Source organism: Paraburkholderia sp. (assembly GCF_026225065.1).
GTDB lineage: Bacteria > Pseudomonadota > Gammaproteobacteria > Burkholderiales > Burkholderiaceae > Paraburkholderia.
In genome coordinates this window covers 1-21,824 of sequence record NZ_JAMFSB010000052.1, presented here as the reverse complement: position 1 = coordinate 21,824, position 21,824 = coordinate 1, and the positions used below count along the sequence as shown (strand labels likewise).

General features: G+C 61.8%; 19 protein-coding genes, 1 tRNA gene and 1 pseudogene. 9 read left to right on the top strand and 12 right to left on the bottom strand.

Annotated features, from left to right (window positions below; genetic code table 11):
* Nucleotides 1-102 (top strand): GNAT family N-acetyltransferase (locus tag M0954_RS04210; RefSeq protein WP_297351797.1); only part of this gene is annotated, 102 nt, incomplete at its 5' end.
* A gap of 59 nt (nt 103-161) precedes the next feature.
* Here the strand turns inward: M0954_RS04210 and M0954_RS04205 are convergent.
* The gene (locus M0954_RS04205) at nt 162-623 is read right to left on the bottom strand and encodes a copper chaperone PCu(A)C (protein ID WP_122152027.1); all 462 of its coding nucleotides are present in this window, start codon (nt 621-623) and stop codon (nt 162-164) included.
* A gap of 40 nt (nt 624-663) precedes the next feature.
* Nucleotides 664-1,233, bottom strand: a complete 570-nt coding sequence (locus tag M0954_RS04200) for an SCO family protein (RefSeq protein WP_297351793.1) — start codon at nt 1,231-1,233, stop codon at nt 664-666.
* Between the two features lie 492 nt (nt 1,234-1,725).
* Between M0954_RS04200 and otsB the strand changes: the two genes are divergently transcribed.
* Both otsB and otsA read left to right on the top strand, forming a co-directional pair.
* Nucleotides 1,726-2,475 carry a trehalose-phosphatase gene (otsB, locus tag M0954_RS04195; RefSeq protein ID WP_297351791.1) on the top strand — a complete coding sequence of 250 codons (750 nt, stop codon included), beginning with the start codon at nt 1,726-1,728 and terminating at the stop codon, nt 2,473-2,475.
* A 55-nt stretch (nt 2,476-2,530) separates the two neighbouring features.
* Nucleotides 2,531-3,973, top strand: coding sequence for an alpha,alpha-trehalose-phosphate synthase (UDP-forming) (otsA, locus tag M0954_RS04190; protein ID WP_122152024.1), 1,443 nt, complete (start codon nt 2,531-2,533; stop codon nt 3,971-3,973).
* 144 nt (nt 3,974-4,117) lie between these two features.
* Here otsA and M0954_RS04185 read toward each other — a convergent pair whose 3' ends face one another.
* A complete protein-coding gene (locus M0954_RS04185) occupies nt 4,118-5,953 on the bottom strand; it encodes an ABC transporter ATP-binding protein (protein WP_122152023.1) in 1,836 nt (611 codons plus the stop codon).
* Nucleotides 5,954-6,667: 714 nt separating this feature from the next.
* Between M0954_RS04185 and M0954_RS04180 the strand changes: the two genes are divergently transcribed.
* Both M0954_RS04180 and M0954_RS04175 read left to right on the top strand, forming a co-directional pair.
* On the top strand, nt 6,668-7,732 hold the full coding sequence (locus tag M0954_RS04180) for a glycosyltransferase family 4 protein (RefSeq protein ID WP_297351789.1): 1,065 nt from the start codon (nt 6,668-6,670) through the stop codon (nt 7,730-7,732).
* 232 nt (nt 7,733-7,964) lie between these two features.
* Nucleotides 7,965-8,858, top strand: coding sequence for a hypothetical protein (locus M0954_RS04175; protein ID WP_297351787.1), 894 nt, complete (start codon nt 7,965-7,967; stop codon nt 8,856-8,858).
* A 73-nt stretch (nt 8,859-8,931) separates the two neighbouring features.
* Here the strand turns inward: M0954_RS04175 and M0954_RS04170 are convergent.
* From M0954_RS04170 to M0954_RS04130, 9 genes and pseudogenes are all read right to left on the bottom strand, one after another.
* Nucleotides 8,932-9,960 (bottom strand): annotated as a pseudogene (locus M0954_RS04170) (alpha/beta hydrolase).
* 32 nt (nt 9,961-9,992) lie between these two features.
* Nucleotides 9,993-10,418, bottom strand: coding sequence for an organic hydroperoxide resistance protein (locus M0954_RS04165; RefSeq protein ID WP_074263867.1), 426 nt, complete (start codon nt 10,416-10,418; stop codon nt 9,993-9,995).
* Nucleotides 10,419-10,590: 172 nt separating this feature from the next.
* Nucleotides 10,591-11,157 carry a TetR/AcrR family transcriptional regulator gene (locus tag M0954_RS04160; RefSeq protein ID WP_122152019.1) on the bottom strand — a complete coding sequence of 189 codons (567 nt, stop codon included), beginning with the start codon at nt 11,155-11,157 and terminating at the stop codon, nt 10,591-10,593.
* A 105-nt stretch (nt 11,158-11,262) separates the two neighbouring features.
* A complete protein-coding gene (locus M0954_RS04155; RefSeq protein WP_297351785.1) occupies nt 11,263-13,176 on the bottom strand; it encodes an ABC transporter ATP-binding protein in 1,914 nt (637 codons plus the stop codon).
* 445 nt (nt 13,177-13,621) lie between these two features.
* Entirely contained in the window at nt 13,622-14,356 is a 735-nt protein-coding gene (locus tag M0954_RS04150; protein WP_297351784.1) for a hypothetical protein, read from the bottom strand.
* Nucleotides 14,357-14,942: 586 nt separating this feature from the next.
* Nucleotides 14,943-15,017, bottom strand: a tRNA-Val gene (locus M0954_RS04145).
* A gap of 48 nt (nt 15,018-15,065) precedes the next feature.
* On the bottom strand, nt 15,066-15,800 hold the full coding sequence (gene dnaQ, locus M0954_RS04140) for a DNA polymerase III subunit epsilon (RefSeq protein ID WP_297351782.1): 735 nt from the start codon (nt 15,798-15,800) through the stop codon (nt 15,066-15,068).
* Nucleotides 15,801-15,937: 137 nt separating this feature from the next.
* A complete protein-coding gene (gene rnhA / locus M0954_RS04135) occupies nt 15,938-16,384 on the bottom strand; it encodes a ribonuclease HI (RefSeq protein WP_133892165.1) in 447 nt (148 codons plus the stop codon).
* Nucleotides 16,381-17,196: a class I SAM-dependent methyltransferase gene (locus M0954_RS04130; RefSeq protein WP_074263873.1), complete on the bottom strand. Its 816-nt coding sequence runs from the start codon at nt 17,194-17,196 to the stop codon at nt 16,381-16,383. Before M0954_RS04130 ends, rnhA begins: the two co-directional genes overlap by 4 nt.
* A 19-nt stretch (nt 17,197-17,215) precedes the next feature.
* On the opposite strand from M0954_RS04130, the gene gloB reads away from it, so the two are divergent.
* The 4 genes from gloB to M0954_RS04110 form a co-directional block, all read left to right on the top strand.
* The gene (gene gloB / locus M0954_RS04125; protein WP_297351780.1) at nt 17,216-18,007 is read left to right on the top strand and encodes a hydroxyacylglutathione hydrolase; all 792 of its coding nucleotides are present in this window, start codon (nt 17,216-17,218) and stop codon (nt 18,005-18,007) included.
* Nucleotides 18,008-18,162: 155 nt separating this feature from the next.
* On the top strand, nt 18,163-19,866 hold the full coding sequence (locus M0954_RS04120) for a transglycosylase SLT domain-containing protein (protein WP_297351778.1): 1,704 nt from the start codon (nt 18,163-18,165) through the stop codon (nt 19,864-19,866).
* A gap of 203 nt (nt 19,867-20,069) precedes the next feature.
* Nucleotides 20,070-21,311 (top strand): nitrate/nitrite transporter, encoded by a 1,242-nt coding sequence (locus M0954_RS04115; protein ID WP_297351776.1) that lies wholly within the window; start codon nt 20,070-20,072, stop codon nt 21,309-21,311.
* Nucleotides 21,312-21,660: 349 nt separating this feature from the next.
* A partial coding sequence (locus M0954_RS04110; RefSeq protein ID WP_297351795.1) for a carbamoyl-phosphate synthase domain-containing protein occupies nt 21,661-21,824 on the top strand: 164 nt, incomplete at its 3' end.

Here is a 21,824-nt window from a genome sequence, read left to right as displayed (position 1 = left end):
CAGGCACACCTGCAAGCGTTCTACGGCGCATTCGGTTTCAAGCCGGTCTCGGAGGTGCACGAGGAAGACGGCATCCCGCACGTCTGGATGCGCTCGGCCTGAGCTATCGCGCGCGGCGGTTTTACGCGCCGCGCTTTTCCCTTCTGCTCGAATGCCTGTTGTCAGTTAGCCTGCGCAGGCGACTTGACGGCAAACGGCGCGTTGAGCGTTTCCCCGTCTGAGAACTGCAGTTTCAGATGCACGGTATCGCCGGGCGCGATCTTGTGCTGCGCGTGCTCCAGCATGATGTGATATCCGCCCGGTGCGATGGCGACCTGGCCGTGCGCAGGCACCGTCAGCTTGTCGACCATTACCATCTTCTGCGTCGAACCGTTCGACACCGTTTGATGCAGCATCGCACCCTCGTAGTCGTCGCTCGAAATGTCGGTGAGATCGACCGGTTTGTCGCTCGAGTTGACGAGTGTCACGTAGCCGGCGGCGGGCAGATCGCTTGGCAGCCAGCGCACCCACGCGTGCTGTGCCGAAATGGCCTGTGGGGCGGCTGCTTCAGCGGTGGCGGCGAAGCCGAAGGAGAGGGCGAGCGTGCAGCCCAGCGCGGCGAGAGATCGGGTTTTGAGGTTCATAAACGCAGAGGCAGAAAAAGCGGACGGAAGCCGCGAATGATCAGGAATGGTTGTCAATGATACGACGCAGATCGGCGGCGACCGCGTCGGGGGCATCGCGATCGGTGGCGAGCAGGCGCGCATGGCCTTGCGCATCGAAGACATAGACCGCCGAGCTATGGGTGACTTCGTAGTTGCCGGTCGGATCGCGTTTCTCCATCTGATAGGCAACGCGATACTTTCGCGCCATCGATTCGATCTGCCGGTCGCTGCCGGTCAGGCCCACGACGTGCTGCGCATCGAAAGCGCCCACGTAATCGTGGAGTGCCTTGGGCGTGTCACGCGCGGGGTCGACGGTGATGAACAGGATGCGCGCGTGTTGTGCGTCCGGGCCGAGGGCTGCGAGTACCTGCATCAGTCGCGCCATGGTCTCGGGGCAGACGTCCGGGCAGTGCGTGTAGCCGAAGTAGACGAGCGAGGTATCGCCCTTGAAGGCGTCGCCTGTGACGGGCTTGCCGTCATCGTCGGTGAGCGAGAAATCGAGATCGGGCAGATGGCCGGTCACGTTCGTCAGATGCCATGGCTCTTCCTTGTGCGTACAGCCGGAGAGCAGCCCGATCGTCACGGCCATGCCTAGCGCCAGCAGGCCCGGGCTCAGGAACCTTAGCCGTCGAAGGCGCTGCACCGCGCGCGGACGACGGAGCACGTGCAGCGACGGCTTGTCCGGTTGCACCTGTTGCCGAGATATTCTAGGGAACAAAGCAGGCATCTATGACTCGATTTAAGGCGGTACGTCGCGAGGGTCGAGGTTGGTGTTTCCCGGTGTTGCGGCTCGCGCGCAGACCGGTCAGAGTGGCTGGGACTGTATCGCAAATCGTTGGGCTGCGTCATATGCCGGCCCGCAAGGCCGGCATTGAGAGGCAATTTGACGCATAGCGATGAGCGTTCTGCTGGACCGGAATCCGCCCGGGACGCGCGGTTTTTAAGCGGCTTTTTGCGTGCCGAGAGGGCGGATGCCCCTGCCGGCGTTGCACTCAGCCTTACTTTCCCGAAAAATAGCGGGATGCGCGGTAAGATGCGCACACTTTTGCAGCTCCAGGCGGCTGAAAGGCAAGATAAACCGATGCAAGCACCTCCGGCTGTTCTGTCTCCCAGCGAGACGGCATTTTTCTTCGATTTCGACGGCACGCTCGTCGAACTGGCCCCCACACCCGACGGTGTGCTGGTGCAACCTGAGGTCGTCACGCTGCTGACCGAGCTGCGCCGCCTCACCAATGGCGCCGTGGCGGTGGTGTCGGGGCGTGGCATCGAGAGTATCGACGGATTGCTCGGCATGCCCGATTTGCCAATCGCGGGTCTGCACGGCGCGGAGCGGCGCGATTCGAACGGCGACACCCAGCGCATCGGCTTTCATGACGAACGCCTCTTGCGCATGGAGCAGGTGCTGGCGGAGGTCGTCAACGCAAACTCTGGCATGCTCCTCGAAATCAAGGGAGCCGCGCTCGCGCTGCACTATCGCAACGCGCCGGATCGTGAGGCGGTGGCGCGTGCTGCCACCGAGCGGCTGGTGGCCGACTATCCAGGCTCCTATGTATTGCAGCCCGGCAAGATGGTCTACGAGATCAAACCGAAGGACGTCGACAAGGGCCGCTCAGTGCGGGCGTTTCTCGACGAGCCGCCGTTCACCGGCCGCCGAGCGGTTTTCGCGGGCGACGATCTGACCGACGAGAAGGGTTTTGCGGTCGTCAACGAACTCGGCGGCGTGTCGATCAAGGTCGGCCCCGGCGACACGATTGCGCGCTCGCGGCTCGAGTCGGTGAGCGACTTGCTCGGGTGGCTCGACGCCATCGTCTCCGCGGCGCGCGGCGCATGATACGCGTTGCGTCTGGCTGTACTCCGCTCGTTCTTCTGCACGGAAACCGCGCTTCATGAGTCGACTGATTATCGTATCGAACCGGGTCGCGCCGATCTCGGAAGGCGGCCCGGCGGCAGGCGGTCTGGCAGTCGGCGTCTACGACGCACTGAAGGAAACCGGCGGCATGTGGTTCGGGTGGAGCGGCGAGGTGCTCAGCTCCGGCCAACCGCAGATCAGCGTGGAAGAGCGCGGCCCGGTGACCTTCGCCACCATTGCGCTGGTGCGGCGCGACTACGACCAGTACTACCGCGGTTTTTCGAATGCCACCTTGTGGCCGGCGTTCCACTACCGCGCGGATCTGCTGCAATACGACCGGCATGACTTCGGCGGTTATTGCCGGGTCAACACGTGGCTTGCGCAGCAACTCGTGCCGCTGTTACGTGCTGACGACGTGATCTGGGTTCACGACTATCACCTGATCCCGTTCGCCCAGGCCTTGCGCGCGGCGGGCGTCAAGAATCGCATTGGCTTCTTTCTGCATATCCCGTTTCCGGCTTCGCAAGTGTTGCTGGCGGTGCCGCCGCATCGCGAACTTGTCGAAGCGCTGTGTTCCTTCGACCTGCTCGGCTTCCAGACCGCGCCTGACCTGCGCGCGTTTTGCGACTACATCGTCAACGAGGCGAACGGCAGTGTCGAAGCGTCCGCGCAAGGGCCGAGTGTCGTGCAGGCCTTTGGCCGGACCTTGAGGGCATCGGCGTATCCGATCGGCGTCTATCCGGATGAGATCGCCGAACTCGCGAAAGCAGGCGAGCGCGGCAAGCCGGTGCGCACGATGAAGGCTACGCTGCACTCGCGCAAGCTCATCATGAGCGTCGACCGCCTCGATTATTCGAAAGGGCTAGTGGAACGGTTCCGGGCCTTTGAGCGGCTGCTCGAACATTCCCCGGCACAGCGCAACAAGGTTTCGTTCCTGCAGATTGCGCCGCCCACCCGGGCCGACCTGAACGCCTACCAGGACATCCGCTTGCAACTGGAAGGCGAATCGGGGCGTATCAATGGCCGGTTTGCCGAACTCGACTGGGCGCCGATTCTCTACATTCACCGTCAGTATGAGCGGTCGGTGCTGGCGGCGCTGTTTCGCACAGCACACGTCGGTTTTGTGACGCCGTTGCGCGACGGCATGAACCTTGTCGCCAAGGAGTATGTGTCGGCGCAGGATCCGGAAGATCCAGGCGTCCTGGTGCTGTCGCGTTTCGCCGGCGCGGCGCAGGAGTTGGACGGCGCGCTGATCGTCAATCCGGTGGATATCGATGGTATGGCGGAGGCGCTCGCGACTGCCTTGTCGATGCCACTCGCCGAGCGCCAGGCGCGCTATCGCGACATGATGGTGCGCTTGCGCGAGAACAACGTGTCGGTATGGCGCGACAATTTCATGCGCGATTTGCAGGCAGCGGGTACCGTGGCGGAGACCGGGGAGACGGCGCCTGCGGTCCGCCGTGAGTCGCTGGCGGGGTGAGGGTGAGTGCGCAGCGCGGATAACTGGCACAGCCCCCAATTCCCGGGCACAAAAAAGCCGCTTCGGTGTTTGAAGCGGCTTTCGCATTCAGCGCGACCGTCATGGAGGCTGGCGGCTTCGCACCGCCCGCCGCCAGGCCAAGGTTCAAACCACGTGCTGCTCGTCGACCTTCTTGCCGCCGGCGTGCAACGTGGCGCCTTTGCCATATTGCTTCGCCAGCAGATCGCGGTACAGTCCCGGACGGTTGCGCAACTCTTCAGGCGTCCCGTCATCCATGACCTTGCCCGCGCTCATCACGATGATGCGGTCGAAACTGTTCAGCGTCGACAGGCGGTGAGCGATGGCGACTACGGTACGGCCCACCATCAACCGGTCGAGCGCTTTCTGGATCGCTTCTTCGGACGCGCTGTCGAGCGCCGAGGTGGCCTCGTCCAACAGCAGGATCGGCGCGTTCTTCAGGATGGCGCGCGCGATCGCAATGCGCTGCCGCTGGCCACCCGAGAGCTTGACACCGCGGTCGCCCACGATCGTGTCGTAACCTTCCGGCATGGCTTCGATGAAGTCCGAACAGCGCGCCTCCCGGGCCGCAGCGAGCACCTCATCGCGGCTCGCCTCTGGGCGGCCGTAGGCGATGTTCTCGTAGACCGTGCGGTGGAACAGTGCGATGTCCTGCGGCACGACGGCAATGGCGTGGCGCAGGCTGTCCTGCGTAATCGATCCGATGTCCTGTCCGTCGATCTTGATCTGCCCGCCTTGCGTTTCGTAGAAGCGCTGTAGCAGCGAAAGCACGGTCGACTTGCCGGCGCCCGATTTGCCGATCAGCCCAACCCGCTGGCCCGCCGGGATATGCAACTGGAAGTGATCGAGAATCGGCCGGCGACGCGGGTACGCAAACGTCACGGTTTCGAAGTCGATGCGTCCGCCCTGAGGCACCAGTTCGACGGCGTCCGAGCGGTCCGGCATGCCGTGCGGCTCGAGCAGCGTGCGCACCGCTTCGGCCAGACGCGCGACGTGCTGCGTCACGTCGACAAGGGCGACGGCGAGGTCACGCGTGCCGTGCAGGATGGTGAAGCCGAGTGAGCTGACCAGCACGATGTCGCCGGAAGTAGCTCGACCGTGATCCCACAACCACAGTGCCCAGCCAAGCAAACCGGCCGACAGCATCGCTGTGATGACCGCGTGCAGGAGACGCAGCTTCTCCAGATAAAGCAGGCTCTGCTGGCGCGCGTCCATCTCGGCTTTGACGGTTGCGCCGAAGCGCGCCTGCTCGCGAATCGTCATCCCGAACGCGCGCACAAGGCCCATGTTGCTGATCACGTCGACCAGCTCGCCATCGACCGAAGCCGCCCTGGTGGCGAAGTGGTGGTGCCGCGCCGAACCGCGTCCAGCCAGCTTGTAGAGCACGACCGAGAGGATCGCCGAACAGAGCATCAGACCGCCCGCCATCAGCGGGTTGACGGCGGTGATCATGACGATGGCGCCGAGCACGGCGATGCACGGCGGCAGTACGTTCCAGGCGGTGGTGTTTTCAGCCGTGTAGACCGCGTTGGAGGTGGCCGTGATCCGGCTCGCCAGCATGCCGGGCTGCTTTTCCGAGTAGTAGGTTGGCGAATGGCCGCTCAGATACTGGAACAGGTCGCGCCGCAGGTCACCAGTGACGGCAACGAAAGTGTGCGCGGCGACCCAGCCACCGACCCGCCAAAGCAGGTTGTCGGCGGCGATCAGGCCGACAAGGATGGCGAATGCGGTCCACAGCGGGCCGGGATGATGCCGGCCGCCGCCGAGCACGTCGATCAGATGCTTGATCGCGTATTGAGAGGCGAGCGCACAACCCACGGCCGCGAACACGCTGCACAGGACGATCGCATGGGCGAGCGGGTGGCGGCGGATATAGCGAAAAAGAAACGCAAGCGGCTTGTGCGCATAGCTCGCGAGCTTGGCGTTGTGGGCGTTGCGCTGGGCGATGGTGAGATGTTCCAATTGATCGGTGTGGTCGGTGTGTTTCAGGTTATGTCATGCAACGGCATGGGCCACGGGACGCATCGCCACAAAAGGCAGATGCTCGCATTGTAAACACGCAAAAGGCATTCCGCCGTGTTCGAACGGCAACGGGACGCGACTCATTTCCGCGATGAGCATCCGCAACACTCTGTTCCTCGACCCCACGAGGCGGCGGTCGTTCATTCAGGTTGCGGAATAATTTCGAGATATAATTACAAAAGCCATTCAGTGCGAGCGGACACGCGGCGGCGCATCGAAGAGCGGCACGCATGGAAACATGGACGGAAGAATTTGCAAAAAGCCGTTTGCAGGTCACGCGTCCAAGCCAGCCCTTACTCTAGAACTGTCTTAGAAAACAAGGGTTTGCAAAGTGTTTCGGCTTTGTAACAACGTAAAGTGTTTGAAATGTTTGGGGCTGCGCCGGGGTACCGGCACCCATAATGCAGCCTCGATGATCCCACGAAATTATCTGACAAGTTGTCAACGAGTCTGACCGATGTGCGTTTTAAGGCACATGTGCAGCCTGGTGACGATGATCAGTCTGGGCATCCTTACCAAGCGATCCATCGCAGGATTTCTCGAAGAAACAGGCCCGCGCCAAGTAGTTTCGGTGCGACTGGCAAGGCGAGCAAAGCGAGTCGCTTTTAACAAACTGCAGTACTTTTGCCTGATTTTTTACGAGGAGTTCTCTCTATGCGAATCGCTCAAATCGCTCCGTTGCACGAGGCGGTTCCCCCCAAGCTGTATGGTGGAACGGAACGGGTAGTGTCCTACCTGACTGAAGCTCTGGTCGAACAGGGACACGATGTGACGCTCTTCGCGAGCGGCGATTCGCAGACCTCGGCGAAACTCGAAGCGTTCTGGCCGCAGGCGCTGCGCCTCGACCCGACGATTCGCGACGTGATGGCTCCGCACATGCTGCTGCTGGAAGAAGTGCGCCGTCGCGCAGACGAATTCGATGTGCTGCATTTCCACATCGACTACTACCCGTTCTCGCTGTTCGCGCGTCAGCCCGTGCCGTTCCTGACCACGCTGCACGGCCGTCTCGATCTGCCCGAACTGCAACCGATCTTCAACACATTCAGCGACGTGCCGGTGGTGTCGATCTCGGACAACCAGCGTATGCCGCTGCAACAGGCCAACTGGCTGTCGACCGTGTATCACGGCCTGCCGGAAAACCTGCTCAAGCCGATCCCCAACGTCAAGCCGAGCTATCTCGCGTTCCTCGGCCGTATCTCGCCGGAAAAGCGTCTCGACACGGCCATTCGCATCGCCGAACAAGCTGGCCTGCCGATCAAGGTTGCCGCCAAGCTCGACAAGGCAGACCGCGCGTACTACGAAGAAGTGATCAAGCCGCTGATGTCGCTGCCGCACGTCGAATACATCGGCGAAATCAGCGAAGCAGAGAAGACCGAATTCCTCGGCAACGCCCACGCGCTGCTGTTCCCGATCGACTGGCCGGAGCCCTTCGGTCTGGTGATGATCGAAGCCATGGCTTGCGGTACGCCGGTAATCGCGTTCAACCGCGGTTCGGTGCCGGAAGTGATTGAAAACGGCGTCTCGGGTTTTGTGGTCGAAGACGAAGTCAGCGCCGTCGCCGCCGTCAAGCGTCTGAACACGCTGCCGCGCGAAACGGTCCGCAAGGCGTTTGAATCGCGCTTCTCGTCGAAGGTGATGGCGCAGAACTACGTCGCTTCGTACGAAGAACTGCTGCGCCAGAAGCGCCGCACCGTGCTGCGCGAAGTCAACGCAAGCTGACACTCTCGTAAGCGATACCGTTCCGCGCCGCCTGTGGGCGGCCTGCTGGACGCCGACAACGCCCCTCGTGCATCAAGTACGCGGGGCGTTGTTGCATGCGCGCCGCGCATCGGACCAGGAATCGGCTGAAAGTGGTTTTTTGGGGGAAGCAACCGTGAGCCGCCTCGGTAATATCCCTATAATGGCCGTGCCGCAAATTGGGCTGCGGCGTCGTCAACGACCGGAGGATGCCTTGGCGAGAACGAAAGAGACGCGTGCGAACGCGGCGCCAGGCGCCGGAACGATTTTCGCGTTGCGTGCCATCGGTCTCGTGATTCTGGCTCGATGGCTGTTTTCGATGTCGACGATGGACTTCGTGTCGTCGTTGGCCGCAATGGCTTCGTCGCCTTGGGCCTGCGTCAATCTTGTCTTTCTGTTCCTGCTGATCTTTCTGCCGGGCGCGCGCGCCCGGGTCGAGCGCCCGTTTCATCCGCTGCCGCAATGGCTGCGTCAGGCGTTGCGAGTGTTCGCTTTCCTTGGATTTCTGTTCGCGGTCTTTTCGGTGGGGGCTTTCGTCTGGAGCGCGGGCGGCCGCCGTGCGCTGAACACGATAGCGGAGACCAACGGCTGGCTGGTGGCGGCGCCGGCCTTGTACGCGGCGGTCATGTGGATCTGCCGTCCGCGTGCGCTGTGGCGCACCAACGTTGCAGCGCGCCGCTTTGCGATAGGGCGCTACGCGATCTCCACTGATGCCACGACGCGCACGGTGGTTGTCTGGGTGGAAAGCCGCAAGCTCGGGCAGTACGACGCCCGCGAGTTGTCGGTGCGCTGGCCGGACGGGCAGGCTGCTGGTGCAGCACCTGCACCGGTGTCGACGCCAGTTCCTGCGGATGCGGGCGCTGGAGTTGCTGCTGTTACCGCGACTGCGGAGACTCAGAGCCCATCCGCCTCGCCTGCGGCCGCTGCGTCGATGCCACGCGCGACAGCCCAGGTGGGCTGGATGCACCGTCGACCCAAAGTTGAATTGCTGTGGGATTCTCCCGCGGCAGCAGGGCACAACCGTCAAACGGTGTTTCGTGCGGCGCTTGCCACTGAAGGCGACCGTGTTGCTGCCCGCGCGCTCGATACTTCACTGCGCCAGGCCTGACGCGGCGCAGTGCTGTTTGATGACTGCGCCGCTGCCGGATTCGCTGCTGTTTGCCGTGTGACTACTGCGTGACTTACTTCAGCCGAGATTGCAATTCGTTGGCGAGTTGTTTGATGGCGGCCTTCGTGGGTGCGTCCTCGGCGAGCGCGTTGAGCAAGCCGAAGTCGTGAATGGTCCCGTTGTAGCGCACCGTCGTCGCGTCGTCGCCCGCTGCGTCGAGTTTGCGGCCGTAGGCCTCGCCTTCATCACGCAACACGTCGGACTGGGCGACTTGAATCAGTGCCGGCGGCAGACCCTCCAACTCATTCAGCGAAGCACGCAACGGCGACGCGTATATCTCGTTACGCTGCTTCGGATCCTTGGTGTATGCGTCCCAGAATCACTTCATCATCGGACGGGTCAGGAAGTGCCCTTCCGGATAAGCGTTGTACGAGCCGTCGTTGAAGTCATTGTCCGTGACCGGCCACATCAGACCTTGAAAGCGGATCGCGGGGCCTTGTTTATCCTTCGCCATTAGCGAGACCACCGCTGCCATGTTGCCGCCGACGCTATTGCCCACCACCGCAAGGTGGCTGCCGTCCACGCCGATGTCATTGCCGTGTGCCGCGACCCACTTGGTCGCCGCGTACGCCTGGTTAATCGCAACCGGGTAACGCGCTTCCGGAGATGGCGTGTAGTTGACGAACACCGCCACCGCGCCGGACTGCACGACGAGGTCGCGCACCAGACGCTCATGGGTCTGAAAATCGCCGAGAATCCAGCCGCCCCCGTGGAAGAACATGAAGACCGGCAAGGTGCCCGTTGCGCCCTGCGGCCGTACGATGGTGATCGGTACGGTGATGCCGTCCTGCTCGATAGTCCTGTTCGACACTTCGATGCCCGACAGATCGACCTTGACGCTGTTCTGCGCACCGATCAGCACCTGACGCGCCTCGGCCGGGGTCAACGTATTGATTGCTGGTCCCGTGCCGCTGTTGAGGGCATGGAGGAACTGGCTCGTTACCTGGTCGGGCGCGGCGGGTGCTGCCGGGGTTGCGGCAACGGCAAACGTCGTGCTGACAGCAAGAGCGACGGCGAGCAGCATGGGTTTGACGGTCTTCATGATGGCTCCGGTTGGTGTAGTTGAAGTGGGGCTTAGGCGATAGTCAGCGTCACGTCGATGTTGCCGCGCGTTGCATTCGAGTACGGGCAGACGATGTGCGCACGATCGACCAGCGTTTGCGCCGCTTCGCGTGCCATGCCGGGCAGTGAGATCTTCAGTTCCACTTCGATGCCGAAGCCGTTCGGAATTACACCGATACCGACGCTGCCGTCGATCGACACATCCGCCGGGATGGCGATCTTGTCGCGTGCAGCGACGAACTTCATCGCGCCGAGGAAACACGCGCTGTAGCCAGCGGCAAACAGTTGTTCAGGGTTGGCGCCTTCGCCGCCGGCTCCGCCCAGTTCTTTCGGCGTGGTCAGCTTGAAGTCGAGATTGCCTGCGGGCACAACGGCACGGCCGTCACGGCCACCGGTAGCGTGGGCTTGGGCGCGGTAGAGAACTTTGTCGAGGGACATGGTGAAACTCCTTTCAAGAGGTTGAATTGCTAAAGTTTGCTATCTACTACTAGATAGATTTAAGTCTACAAAAGTGCGTGCTTACATTTCACATCTATCGGTTATCTATCTACTCAAAGATAGATAACCGGGCCAACTAAAAAGGTGGCGTACCACCTCGTATTCGACTGCGTTACCGCGGGATTCTCACCGAGGCTTCGACATCTTCGAGCCGAGCCTTGGTGTGAAACAACCTGCTCGCCAGCACACTGCCCTGGAAAGCGGCGAAGAGCGTGCGTGCCGCGTTCTCCGGTTTGCCGTTCACTGCTAGCGTCTTTTCCTGCACACCTTGCGCAAGAACTTTGGCTAGCCAGTTTTCGTTCGCCTTGAAAAACGCCTGTATTGCGTGGCGAATGTTCTCGGGCAATGACTCAATATCCGCAGCCAGCATGCCGCACAGGCAGATCTGATTGCCGTCACCGAGGGTTCTGCCAAACATCTTTGCGTACTTGCTGAGCTTTGCATCAGCCGGCAAGGAAGCGTCAACAGTGTGCATGGCGTCGAAGACCTCTTTGCTGTACTCGTTCACCGCTTCCAGTACCAGGTCGTCCTTTGACGGAAAGTAGTAGTGAATGCTCGAGGTCTTTACGCCAACCAGACTCGACAGATCCCGGTAACTAAATCCGTTGTAGCCGCGCATCATCATCAACGTGATTGCGTGGTTGAGGATCTGTTCGCGGACTGTCGTTGTCGTTTCCATGGATCGAACTTTATCTACTGGTAGATAGACTGTCAAGTGGTACGGTGAAATTTTTTTGTGGAGAGCGGGAGGGATGCTGCGCATCCCTCCCGCGCTGCCTGTGGATTATTCGTCCACCAGCATTTCCGAGTCGTCGATCTGCCTGGCGCTGGCGCTGGCGCCGGCTTTGGCACTGCCGCTGATGCTGATGCCACGCACTGCCGCCCTCACGTCTGACTCGGACAGGCCCTTGATCAACTCCAGCGCCTGACGTTCAAACAACCTGCGGTACAAGCCTTTCTCGAGTTGGATCAGCGCTTCGTGGCTGCCTTCCTCGATGACCTTGCCCTTATCGAGCACCAGCAGCCGGTCGAGCGCCCGAACGGTCGACAACCGGTGTGCGACGACGAGCGTCGTGCGTCCTACCATCAGTCGCTCCATGGCCTGCTGGATCAGCAACTCGCTTTCACTGTCGAGGCTCGACGTGGCCTCGTCCAGAATCAGGATCGGTGCGTCTGCCAGGAACGCCCGCGCAATTGCCACGCGTTGACGTTCGCCGCCCGAGAGCTTGACGCCGCGCTCGCCCACCAGCGTGTCGTAGCCGTTGGGCAACGTCACAATGAAGTCGTGGGCGCTGGCGAGCTTCGCGGCCCGCTCGATCTCGGCGCGCGTTGCGCCGGGACGCGCATAGGCGATGTTCTCCGCCAGCGTGCGGTGAAACAGCACCGGCTCCTGCTGAACGATGGCGATCTGGCTGCGCAACGACGACTGACTGACCAGAGAGATGTCCTGTCCGTCGATCGTGATACGGCCGCCCGTCACATCGTAAAGCCGCTGGATCAGCTTGATGAACGTCGTCTTGCCCGAGCCCGAATGCCCCACCAGTCCGACGCGTTCGCCCGGCGCAATGCGCACCGAGAAGTTGTCGTACAGCGGCGTGGCGAGCGAGCCATAGTGGAACGTGACGTGCTCAAAACGGATCTCGCCCTTTTCGATCTTGATCGACCGGGCGCCGGGCTTGTCCTCGATACCGAGATGCTGATTTTCGAGCGCGACCAGTTCCTCCATGTCGTTGACCGAGCGCTGCAGGTTGCGGATGTGCATGCCTACTTCACGCAGATAGCCTTGCAACATGAAGAACATCGTCAGGGCGAACGTGATGTCGCCGACGCTGGCCTCGCCGTGTGCCCACAGGTACAGCGCAGCCCCGAGGATCGACGCCTGGATCACCACCAGCATGCCGCCCTGGACGCCGCCGTTGAGCGTGCCGCGCACCCAGGTGCGTTTGGTGCGATGGCGCCATTTATCAATGATGCGGCCGAGCAATACCTCTTCGCGCGCTTCCGCGCCGAACGCCTTGACGACCGCGTTGCAGCTCACTGCATCGGCGAGCGCGCCGCCCATTCGGGTGTCCCACGCGTTGGCGAGGCGCGCCGCGGGTGCGACGAAGCCGAGCGACAGCGTTGCCGTTACGGTGATGTACAGGATCGAGCCGAGCCCGACGACCGCACCCATCAACGGCCAGCGCATGCCGAGCAGCACGGTGGAACCCACCAGCATGACGAGCGACGGGAACAGCGCCACCAGAAGCGTGTCGTTCAGGATGTCGAGCGCCCACATGCCGCGCGTGATCTTGCGCACCGTCGAACCAGCGAAGCTGTTGGCATGCCAGTCGGTCGAGAAACGCTGCACCCGGTGAAAGGCATTGGCGGCGATCTTGCTCATCATCTTCAGCGTCAGCACGATGATGTTCATGAAGACGCCCTGGCGCAGCAGGGTGGCGCCGAGACCGAGTCCGGCCAGAATGGCGAATGCGGTCACGGCCGCATGCCAGGCGGCCGGGTTGCCGGCCGAGCCTGATGCGATCGCGTCGACGAGATGCCCCGCGAACAACGGCGTGAGCACGTCGGCCAATGCCGAGAGCAGCACGAGGCTGGTGACGGCGAAGATTCGCCAGGGTTGTTCGCGCCAGTGTCGAACGGTGAAGCCGAGGACGTCCTTAAAGACCTGTCCGCGTAAGTCGAGTTTTTTTGTAGTCATTGTTCACGGCCTGGGGACGCAGAGACCCCGGGATTCCAGTCAGGAGCAATAGGAATAGACAGCCGAAGCGGACCAGACTGAACTGGCAAGCTAATGTTGGACCGTCTGGAAAATGCGCAGGTTTGCCGAGACGGCGGACCTGCGTAGGCGACTAGTTAAGGTCGCGAGGCCACGTAAAGGGTGGCAATCTGCACGCTGAACAACATGTGATGCCTCCCTTTAGAGTTGAGTGAAGTGAAGAACAACGGTGAACGGAACTGATGTCCGAAGCTCGAATATATAGCGGCTTTATTGCGGTTGCAAGAGCGGGCGGCGTGGATGTGGTTGATTTGATACGACGAATGGAAGAGGGGGCGGACGGCGTGTGCGGACGTGTTGGCTTCGTGCGTCTGCAAGAACCTATCCGTATTTTGTGATGTAGATGACGCGTAGACGGGGGGAAGACTCAGAATAAATCTGCGAGACGGTCGCGGAATCCACGGAAAGTCTGGGTTATTCGTTGGAGTCCAGCGGTTAAGCCAGGGTCGTAGTAGTGAATAATCAAGGAGCGCCGCTCTCCCGACTCGACGTCGACATTGCTGTGCAGCGTAACAAAGCCGTTGAACACGTAGACGTTGCCGGGTGAGCACACTATTCGGCCGCATCGCCCCCTGGACCGGTCACGATCGACCAGCGCGCGGCGGACGGGGAGCGGGAGTACATGCTCGATCATGAGCCAGGTCTTGGTGCGCACGTTGGCAATCGACGAAATCGACCCACGCTCGCGCTTGTAGACAATGAGATCACCGCATCGATCGTATCCGTCAGCAAGCTGCAAAATAATCAGTATCGTCAGGATGTGGGAATCGTAATGCCGCAGGTAGCTCTGTGAAGGCATGCCAGAGTCCACGCAACGGAGTACATAAAGCGGCTCGCCGGCAAGTTCCTTGCCGAGCGCAACGGCCGCCCAACGACGAGCGGCGGAGCATGCCCGACTCTCCACCGCATTGAAGCTGTCGGACGCCCGCAGCAACTCGGCGAAATTCCTTGCCATCGTTGCGGCGCGCCGACCGTCGGTCGGGCGCCATTCATGTCTTGCAGTATCAATGGAGCTATTCATGTATTCGAGCAGGCTGCGAGGCACCACGCCTTCGAATACCCTGACTGGATCCCGTTGGTCTGTTTGATTGTTGTCATCCATAGGTCCACCTTACCCCGAAGGCGTCGCTGCCCGTTGATCGATAGTGTCGGGATCTCACGTTCCCCTTCACTACGCCGACGATACTCGGCCGGATTTCCCGTCGCCGCTACGATTGCGCAAGATACTCTGCAAGATCCCGCACCGAATCGGCCAAGCAAAGTCTCGCCGCATCCACAACATCTGCGAGCCGCCCCGGGCGATGTGGACCGCTGGCCTCCAAACCCCCTCGCGGCGCAGCGGGCGGTTTTCAGTCGAATGCTACTGTGAATTGTCTGATAGATGACGGACAAGCTATATGCACTATCCGCCGTGACTCGTTAACTTCCAGTGGCAGAAAGGCGATAGACGACGCTATGCGAGTGAATGGCCGTACGACCTTGAGAACCGACGCTGCGGTCGTGGTGATGCGAACGACTGCAAGGGGGCGACCCGATCGGGTGCGCGGCGCTGCTGGAGAATATGGGCGAAAAAAAGCCCCGCGATTGCAGGGCTTTTTTCGTATTGCGTTAGCAGAAGCTTGGCGTTGGCCGGAACCGCTCGCCAAACCAACGCTGAATGCGTTGTTTCCAGAAGCTTCGGCTGAAACTGGTGGGTGGTACAGGGATTGAACCTGTGACCCCTGCCGTGTGAAGGCAGTGCTCTACCGCTGAGCTAACCACCCGAAGAGATCGAAATTATGTCAGAGGTCTTTCGGCTCGTAAAGCACTTTTTAAGCGGTCTGCTCATCCGCTGTCGGCACAGGCTGGATACGCCAAACGCTCGCCCCCTTGACCGCCTTGTCGAGGCCATCGAGCACCGCCTGATGCGCGGCAATCTCCTCTTCGCTGGCAACGATCACCGGCAGCTCGAGCGAACTCAGCGCCACACGCGGCGCACGCTCTCCGCCGCTGGTTGATGCTTCGCCCAGCATGTCGATCACGAGGCTCTCTTGCCCGCGTGTCATCGTCAGATAAACCTCAGCAAGCAGTTCCGAGTCGAGCAATGCGCCGTGCAGCGTGCGGTGTGCATTGCTGATGCCGAAGCGATCGCACAGCGCGTCCAGCGAATTGCGCTTGCCAGGGAACATCGCTTTGGCGCGCACCAGCGTATCGATCACCTCGCCGCAATGCGAGCTGAACGGCGGCAGCCCAAGGAGTGCAAATTCAGCATCGAGAAAGCCGATGTCGAACGGTGCGTTATGGATGATCAGATCCGCGCCTTGAACGAAATCGCGCAAGTCATTGGCGATCTCCGCGAACTTCGGCTTGTCGCGCAGAAATTCGGTGGTCAGGCCGTGGACCGCCAATGCGCCCGGGTCGCTGTCGCGTTCCGGATTGACGTAGAAGTGCAGGTTGCTGCCCGTGAGCCGGCGGTTGACCAGCTCGACGCAGCCGATTTCGATAATGCGGTCGCCGGTGCGCGCATTCAGGCCGGTGGTTTCGGTATCGAGGATGAGTTGACGCATGTCGGATTAGCCCGCTCTAAAAATTGGCTGAGAAACAATGTAACCGCGAACGTAACCGCGGAAGCACATTACGGCAGAAGCGCGAAGAAAAACTGAGACGCCAGCGCGAAAGGAAATACCAGCAAAAAACCCGCGCCTCAAATCTCCGCCAGCGTAGCGACCCCACGGTTCGCGAGCGCATCGGCGCGTTCGTTCTCCGGATGCCCCGCGTGACCCTTCACCCAGCGCCACTCGATCTCATGCTGCTGAACGGCCGTATCGAGCCGCTTCCAAAGATCGGCATTCTTCACTGGTGTCCTCGCCGCAGTCATCCAGTTCTTCTTCTTCCAGCCGTGGATCCATTCGCTGATGCCTTTCTGCACATACTGCGAGTCGGTGTGCACGACCACCTTGCAAGGCCGCTTCAACGTTTCGAGCGCGGCGATTACCGCCATCAGCTCCATGCGATTGTTCGTGGTGTTCGCTTCGCCGCCGAACATTTCTTTTTCCTGCGCGCCGTAGCGCAGCAACGCCCCCCAGCCGCCGGGGCCGGGGTTGCCCTTGCAGGCACCGTCCGTATAAATATCGATGAGTTCGGAAGTCATTTTCTCTGATTGCGTGTGTTCGGGGAGGCGGCGGGGGCGAGGCCCGCTGCAAGCACAGGCTTTTTCACCTTTACCGGGCCGATGAGACGCATGCCGCGCACGCGCTTGATCGCCTTCACCATGTAGGTGGCGCCGAAGATCGGCCACCAGCGGTCGCCGGCGGCTTCCATGAAGCCATAACGCGCGAGCCACTGATCGCTGACGAGGGGCGGACGATAGCAGCCGAAGCGTCCGCGTTCAAGGTCGAAGCCGAGCAGTTTAATCCAGTCCTTCAAACGGGTGAACGCAATCAGGTCATGCGCGGCCGGCACGAACGGCCGCCCCGTCATCTTGCCGACCGATTGCCGTGCCCCCCACAGCGACAGCGAATTGAAGCCGAGAATGATCAACTGACCTTCGGGCATCAGCACGCGCTCGGCCTCGCGCAGCAGCCGGTGCGGATCGCGCGTGAATTCGAGCGTATGGGGCATGACGATCAGGTCGACGCTCTGTGCCTCGAACGGCAGGTCGAGCAGATCGCACCAGACCGCACTGCGGCCGAGCGGCGCGTGTTTTTCGGGCGCAGCGGCGCCCGCCGCGCGCGGGAATTCGTACGGTGCGCTCGCGCCGCTGGCGGCGTCCAGCACGAGGCCCCGGCACGGCATGCGGTTCTCGCGCAGTGCGTCGAGCTGCGGCAGGCCCAGTTGCAGCGCGTGGTAGCCGAACACGTCCGACACCACGCGGTCGAGCTGCGCCTGTTCCCATTCCAGCACGTAACGTCCGGGTGGCGAGTCGGTCCAGGCGGGCCAGTCTATAATCGTTCGGTCAGACATATTGAAGATTGCGTCGCCTATGAATGTGCTCGAGTACGTACCGGTCCCGGCGTTTGAAGACAATTACATCTGGCTCGTGTCGGATGGTCACCATGCGGTGGCCGTCGATCCGGGTGAGGCCGCCCCAGTTCGTGCCTATCTGGCGAAACGGGGCTGGCGGTTGAGCGCTATTTTACTCACGCACCATCATCAAGACCACGTCGGCGGGGTGGCCGATCTGCTGAATGGCCAGGCCGTGCCCGTGTACGGTCCAGCCGGCGAGGCGATCGAGCACCTCACTTACCGTCTGAAGAGTGGCGATCGCGTGAGCATTGCCGAGCCGGCGCTCGAACTGGGCGTGCTCGACGTGCCCGGCCATACGCGCGGCCACATTGCCTATTTCCAGGCGTCCGACCCGGGCGGCACCCCCCACGTGTTTTGCGGCGACACGTTGTTCGCGTGCGGCTGCGGCCGGCTGTTCGAGGGCACGCCGGAGCAAATGCTGACGTCGCTGGACGAGCTCGCGGCCCTGCCTGGCGCGACTCAGGTCCACTGCGCGCATGAATACACGCTGTCGAACATCCGCTTCGCGCTCGCCTGCGAGCCGGGCAATGTGGAACTGCAGGCGTGGCGCGACAAGGCGACCGCGCTGCGCGAGCGCGGCGTTCCCACCTTGCCCACGACCATCGCTCAGGAGCGGGCAACCAACCCGTTCCTGCGGGCCGACAGTTCCGCGATCCACGCGACCCTCGCCGAACAGTTGCACGAAACGGTGCCGGATCGTTTAACTGCGTTCACATTGCTGCGTGAATGGAAGAATAGATTCCGCTGACCCGTCGGATCATGGGGTCATGTTCACCTTGAATTTCGGAAAAATATGCCAAGCCTAAGATTTGCCTAGGTTTTTCGTACATTTCTGATTGACGTAAACGTTTCGCTTTCGTACTATCGGCTGCAAATTCCAGTCCTATGGAAGCCGAGACGTTCATGAGATTTATCTTTAGTACGTTGCTGGTCCTCATGCTCGCCGCCTGCGCGAGCCAGGGACCAACGACGAGCAGCAATACCACCGCGCCTAATCCTGCCACCCAGCAAGCCGTAGCCGACGCCCTCCGCAACACCGCCTCCGCCAAAGAAACGATTAATGTCGATCAAGGCTCGGTAGACCAGTTGACGAGTCCGGACGCCGATCTATGGGCGCGGATTCGCCGTGGTTTCCAGATGCCTGACCTGCAAAGCGACCTCGTCGACATGCAGGTCAACTGGTACGCGCAGCGCCCGGATTACGTGGCGCGCATGACCGAACGGTCGCAAAAATATCTGTATCACATCGTCGAAGAGCTCGAGGAGCGGCATATGCCGACTGAGCTCGCGTTGCTGCCGTTCATCGAGTCCGCCTATAACCCGCAGGCGCTGTCGGTCGCGAAGGCGGCCGGCATGTGGCAGTTCGTGCCGGATACGGGCCGTACCTACAACCTCAAGCAGAACATGTGGCAGGACGAGCGCCGTGACGTGCTCGCTTCCACCAGTGCGGCGCTCGACTATCTCTCGCGCCTGCACGACATGTTCGGCGACTGGCAGCTTGCGCTGGCGGCGTACAACTGGGGCGAGGGCAACGTGCAACGCGCGATCGCGCGTAATGAAGCGGCGGGCCTGCCGACTGACTATGCCGACCTGCGCATGCCGAACGAGACGCGCAACTACGTCCCGAAGCTGCAGGCCGTCAAGAACATCGTGATGAACCCGCAGGCCTATGGCCTGGCGCTGCCGACCATCCCGAATCACCCGTATTTCGTGACGGTCACCACCGCGCACGATATCGACGTCGACATAGCGGCCAAGCTCGCCAACATGACGCCGGACGAATTCCGTTCGCTAAATCCGTCGTTCAAGAAGCCGGTCATTCTCGGCGCGACCCAGCCGCAGATCTTGCTGCCGTTCGATAACGCCAGCGCCTTCGAGCACAATCTGAAGGCCTACACGGGCAACCTGTCGTCCTGGACCACCTACACGGTGACCGAGCGCTCGGCGCCGGCCGCGCTTGCACAAAAGATCGGCGTTGATCCGGACACGCTGATGGAGGTCAACAAGATCCCCGTCGGCATGCGTCTGAAGCCGGGTTCGACGATCGTCATTCCGCGCACCGACGACGATGCCGACGAAGACATCAGCGCGGATGTTGCCGAAAGCGCCGTTCTCGCGATGGAACCGGACGTTCCCGACACGCGCAAGATGCTGATTCGCGTGCGTCGCAAGCAGACCATGGCGGCACTGGCAGTGCGCTACGACGTCTCGATCGGTCAGTTGAAGGCTTGGAACCGCACGCATCGCGACCAGGTCAACCCGGGTCAGCTGATCGTGCTGCACGTGCCGGTTGGCAAGGCGATGCCCAGCGAACCCGGTCCTGAACGGATTGCCACGAGCATGCAGGGTGGCGGCGTCGAGCGCATCGGGACCCAGCTCACAGACACGAAGAGCGATTCGCGCTACGATAAGAAATCAGGTCGTGGCCGCACCGCTGTCGTCAGGGTGTCGGAACCGGCGGGCAAGGCCAGCAAATCGTCAGCGTCGAGCGCCGCTCCCAAGGGCAAGATGCTGAAAGTGGCCGAGCCGGTCACGTCCAGCAAGGCGTCAAAGGCTACGGCAGCAGGCCGCCCGAAGACCGCAGCCAAGACGAAGAAGGGCAACTAGACCAAAGCGGCTTCCACGGAAGTGGCCACATGCGTTGCGGGGGCAGCGCATGAATTGCGCTCCGATCCACTTCTCGTTTTCCAGCGCCGTCACCTGTGGTGACGGCGTTTTCATTTCAGGGTCTCTGCGGGGTCTTCCCGGCAGCCCCTTGCGTTTTCCTTTATCGTTTGTGCTTTCGCCTGACCAGAAACTGCCTTTTACCCATGTCGTCCACCCAGCTTCGCGTGTTCCTGCTGTTCTCCGCCGGCTACTTCGTCTCCTACGTGTTTCGCGGCGTCAATCTCGGCTTCGCGCCACTCATCACGCATGATCTGGGTCTATCCGCCGCCGATCTCGGACTGCTGACGAGTCTCTACTTCCTTGGCTTCGCTGGTGCGCAGATTCCGGCGGGCGTGCTGCTTGACCACTACGGCACGCGCCGAGTCACCGCCGGCACGCTGCTGTTTGCGGCGGCGGGGATCTGGGTGTTCGGAACGGCGCATGGTATCGGCGCGATGATGCTCGGGCGCCTTTTGATCGGCGTCGGCGTGTCGGTTTGCCTCGGCGCGGCGTTCAAGGCGCTGGCGCAGTATTTCGAGCCCGCGCGGCTGCCGTTCGTGAACGGCCTGGTGATGGCGGTGGGCGGTCTGGGTGGCGTGGTCGTGGGTTCGCCATTGACCTGGGTGCTGACGTTCGCGAGCTGGCGAGCAGTCTGCGGCGGCCTGGGCGTGCTGACCATCCTGGTGGCGCTAGCGTTATGGACGCTCGCGCCGGAGAAGCGCGAAGAGCGCCACGGGACGAGCCTCGGGGCGCAGTTCAAAGGCACGTGGCACATCCTCAAAAGCGCGGCGTTCTGGAAGATCGCGTCGTTTTCTGTCGTGACCCAAGGCGTGTTTTATGCGATGCAGTCGCTGTGGGTCGGCGCATGGATGCGCGATGTGATGGGCTTTGCCCCGCGCGACGCCGCGGCGCTTGTCTCGATTCTCGGTGTCGCGATGATGGCCGGCTGCGTCGGTTTCGGTGCCGCAGCGCGCAGTCTGGAAAAGCGCGGCGTCTCGCTCTATGCCTTCTGCGGAATCGGCATGGCGCTCTTCGTGGTCACCCAGTTGCTCATCATGTTCCACGCGCCGCTGCCCGCAGGGCTGTTGTGGGCGGCGTACGGCGTCTTCGGTGGGACGGGCATCCTCAGCTATGCGGTGTTGGCGCGTCATCTTCCGTCGCAGTTGATCGGCCGCGGCAACACGACGCTTACGCTGATTCTTTTTCTGCTGATTTTCGGTTTCCAGATCGGCGTCGGCGCGGTGCTGTCGCTCTGGCCCGCCGACGCTGGCCACTATCCGGCCGTCGCCCACCTGACCGCCTGGAGCATCCTGGTCGCGCTACAGGTCGCCAGTGGGATCTGGTACGTATTGCCGAGTCGTGCGTTGGCGAAGCCGATACATCTGCAGGCCGAACATCCGTCGTGATGCGCTGAAAGCCTTATGGGTAAAGGCGCCGGTGCGCGATTCGGGGCTCCGCACCCCGTTCCGGTCCCATCTCAGATTTGGAGGGAGGGGCACTTTCGGGCTATAATTCCAAGGTTTGAGCTTATCAACCCGCACCCTAGCGCCTACCTCTCCCATACCGTTCATCCGCCGCGCGCGGCTGACGCACCGCACCCAGCCGATCAGTCCACACAATGGATCCATCGCGCCCTTGCGACGTCTGCTGTGACACGCGAGCGAGCCTGCGCGCGCATCCACGGATGCATCTCGCTGCGGCTCGCACGGCTCGGATAGACAGGTCGGCACAGGGTGCTCCCCCAAGGAGTCTCCCGTGTTGCCGTCTTTTTCTCCCGCTCTGCTCGCGCTCGCCGACGGCACGGTCTTTCGTGGCTACTCGATCGGCGCTCCCGGCCATACGATTGGCGAAGTCGTTTTCAACACCGCGATCACCGGTTACCAGGAAATCCTGACTGACCCGAGCTATGCGCGTCAGAT

Bases quoted from the DNA above. Each gene is read 5' to 3' on its own strand.
- M0954_RS04205 (WP_122152027.1), bottom strand. From the start codon at position 623: ATGAACCTCAAAACCCGATCTCTCGCCGCGCTGGGCTGCACGCTCGCC.
- M0954_RS04200 (WP_297351793.1), bottom strand. From the start codon at position 1,233: ATGGCCGTGACGATCGGGCTGCTCTCCGGCTGTACGCACAAGGAAGAG.
- otsB (WP_297351791.1), top strand. From the start codon at position 1,726: ATGCAAGCACCTCCGGCTGTTCTGTCTCCCAGCGAGACGGCATTTTTC.
- otsA (WP_122152024.1), top strand. From the start codon at position 2,531: ATGAGTCGACTGATTATCGTATCGAACCGGGTCGCGCCGATCTCGGAA.
- M0954_RS04180 (WP_297351789.1), top strand. From the start codon at position 6,668: ATGCGAATCGCTCAAATCGCTCCGTTGCACGAGGCGGTTCCCCCCAAG.
- M0954_RS04165 (WP_074263867.1), bottom strand. From the start codon at position 10,418: ATGTCCCTCGACAAAGTTCTCTACCGCGCCCAAGCCCACGCTACCGGT.
- M0954_RS04160 (WP_122152019.1), bottom strand. From the start codon at position 11,157: ATGGAAACGACAACGACAGTCCGCGAACAGATCCTCAACCACGCAATC.
- M0954_RS04155 (WP_297351785.1), bottom strand. From the start codon at position 13,176: ATGACTACAAAAAAACTCGACTTACGCGGACAGGTCTTTAAGGACGTC.
- M0954_RS04150 (WP_297351784.1), bottom strand. From the start codon at position 14,356: ATGGATGACAACAATCAAACAGACCAACGGGATCCAGTCAGGGTATTC.
- dnaQ (WP_297351782.1), bottom strand. From the start codon at position 15,800: ATGCGTCAACTCATCCTCGATACCGAAACCACCGGCCTGAATGCGCGC.
- rnhA (WP_133892165.1), bottom strand. From the start codon at position 16,384: ATGACTTCCGAACTCATCGATATTTATACGGACGGTGCCTGCAAGGGC.
- M0954_RS04130 (WP_074263873.1), bottom strand. From the start codon at position 17,196: ATGTCTGACCGAACGATTATAGACTGGCCCGCCTGGACCGACTCGCCA.
- gloB (WP_297351780.1), top strand. From the start codon at position 17,216: ATGAATGTGCTCGAGTACGTACCGGTCCCGGCGTTTGAAGACAATTAC.
- M0954_RS04120 (WP_297351778.1), top strand. From the start codon at position 18,163: ATGAGATTTATCTTTAGTACGTTGCTGGTCCTCATGCTCGCCGCCTGC.
- M0954_RS04115 (WP_297351776.1), top strand. From the start codon at position 20,070: ATGTCGTCCACCCAGCTTCGCGTGTTCCTGCTGTTCTCCGCCGGCTAC.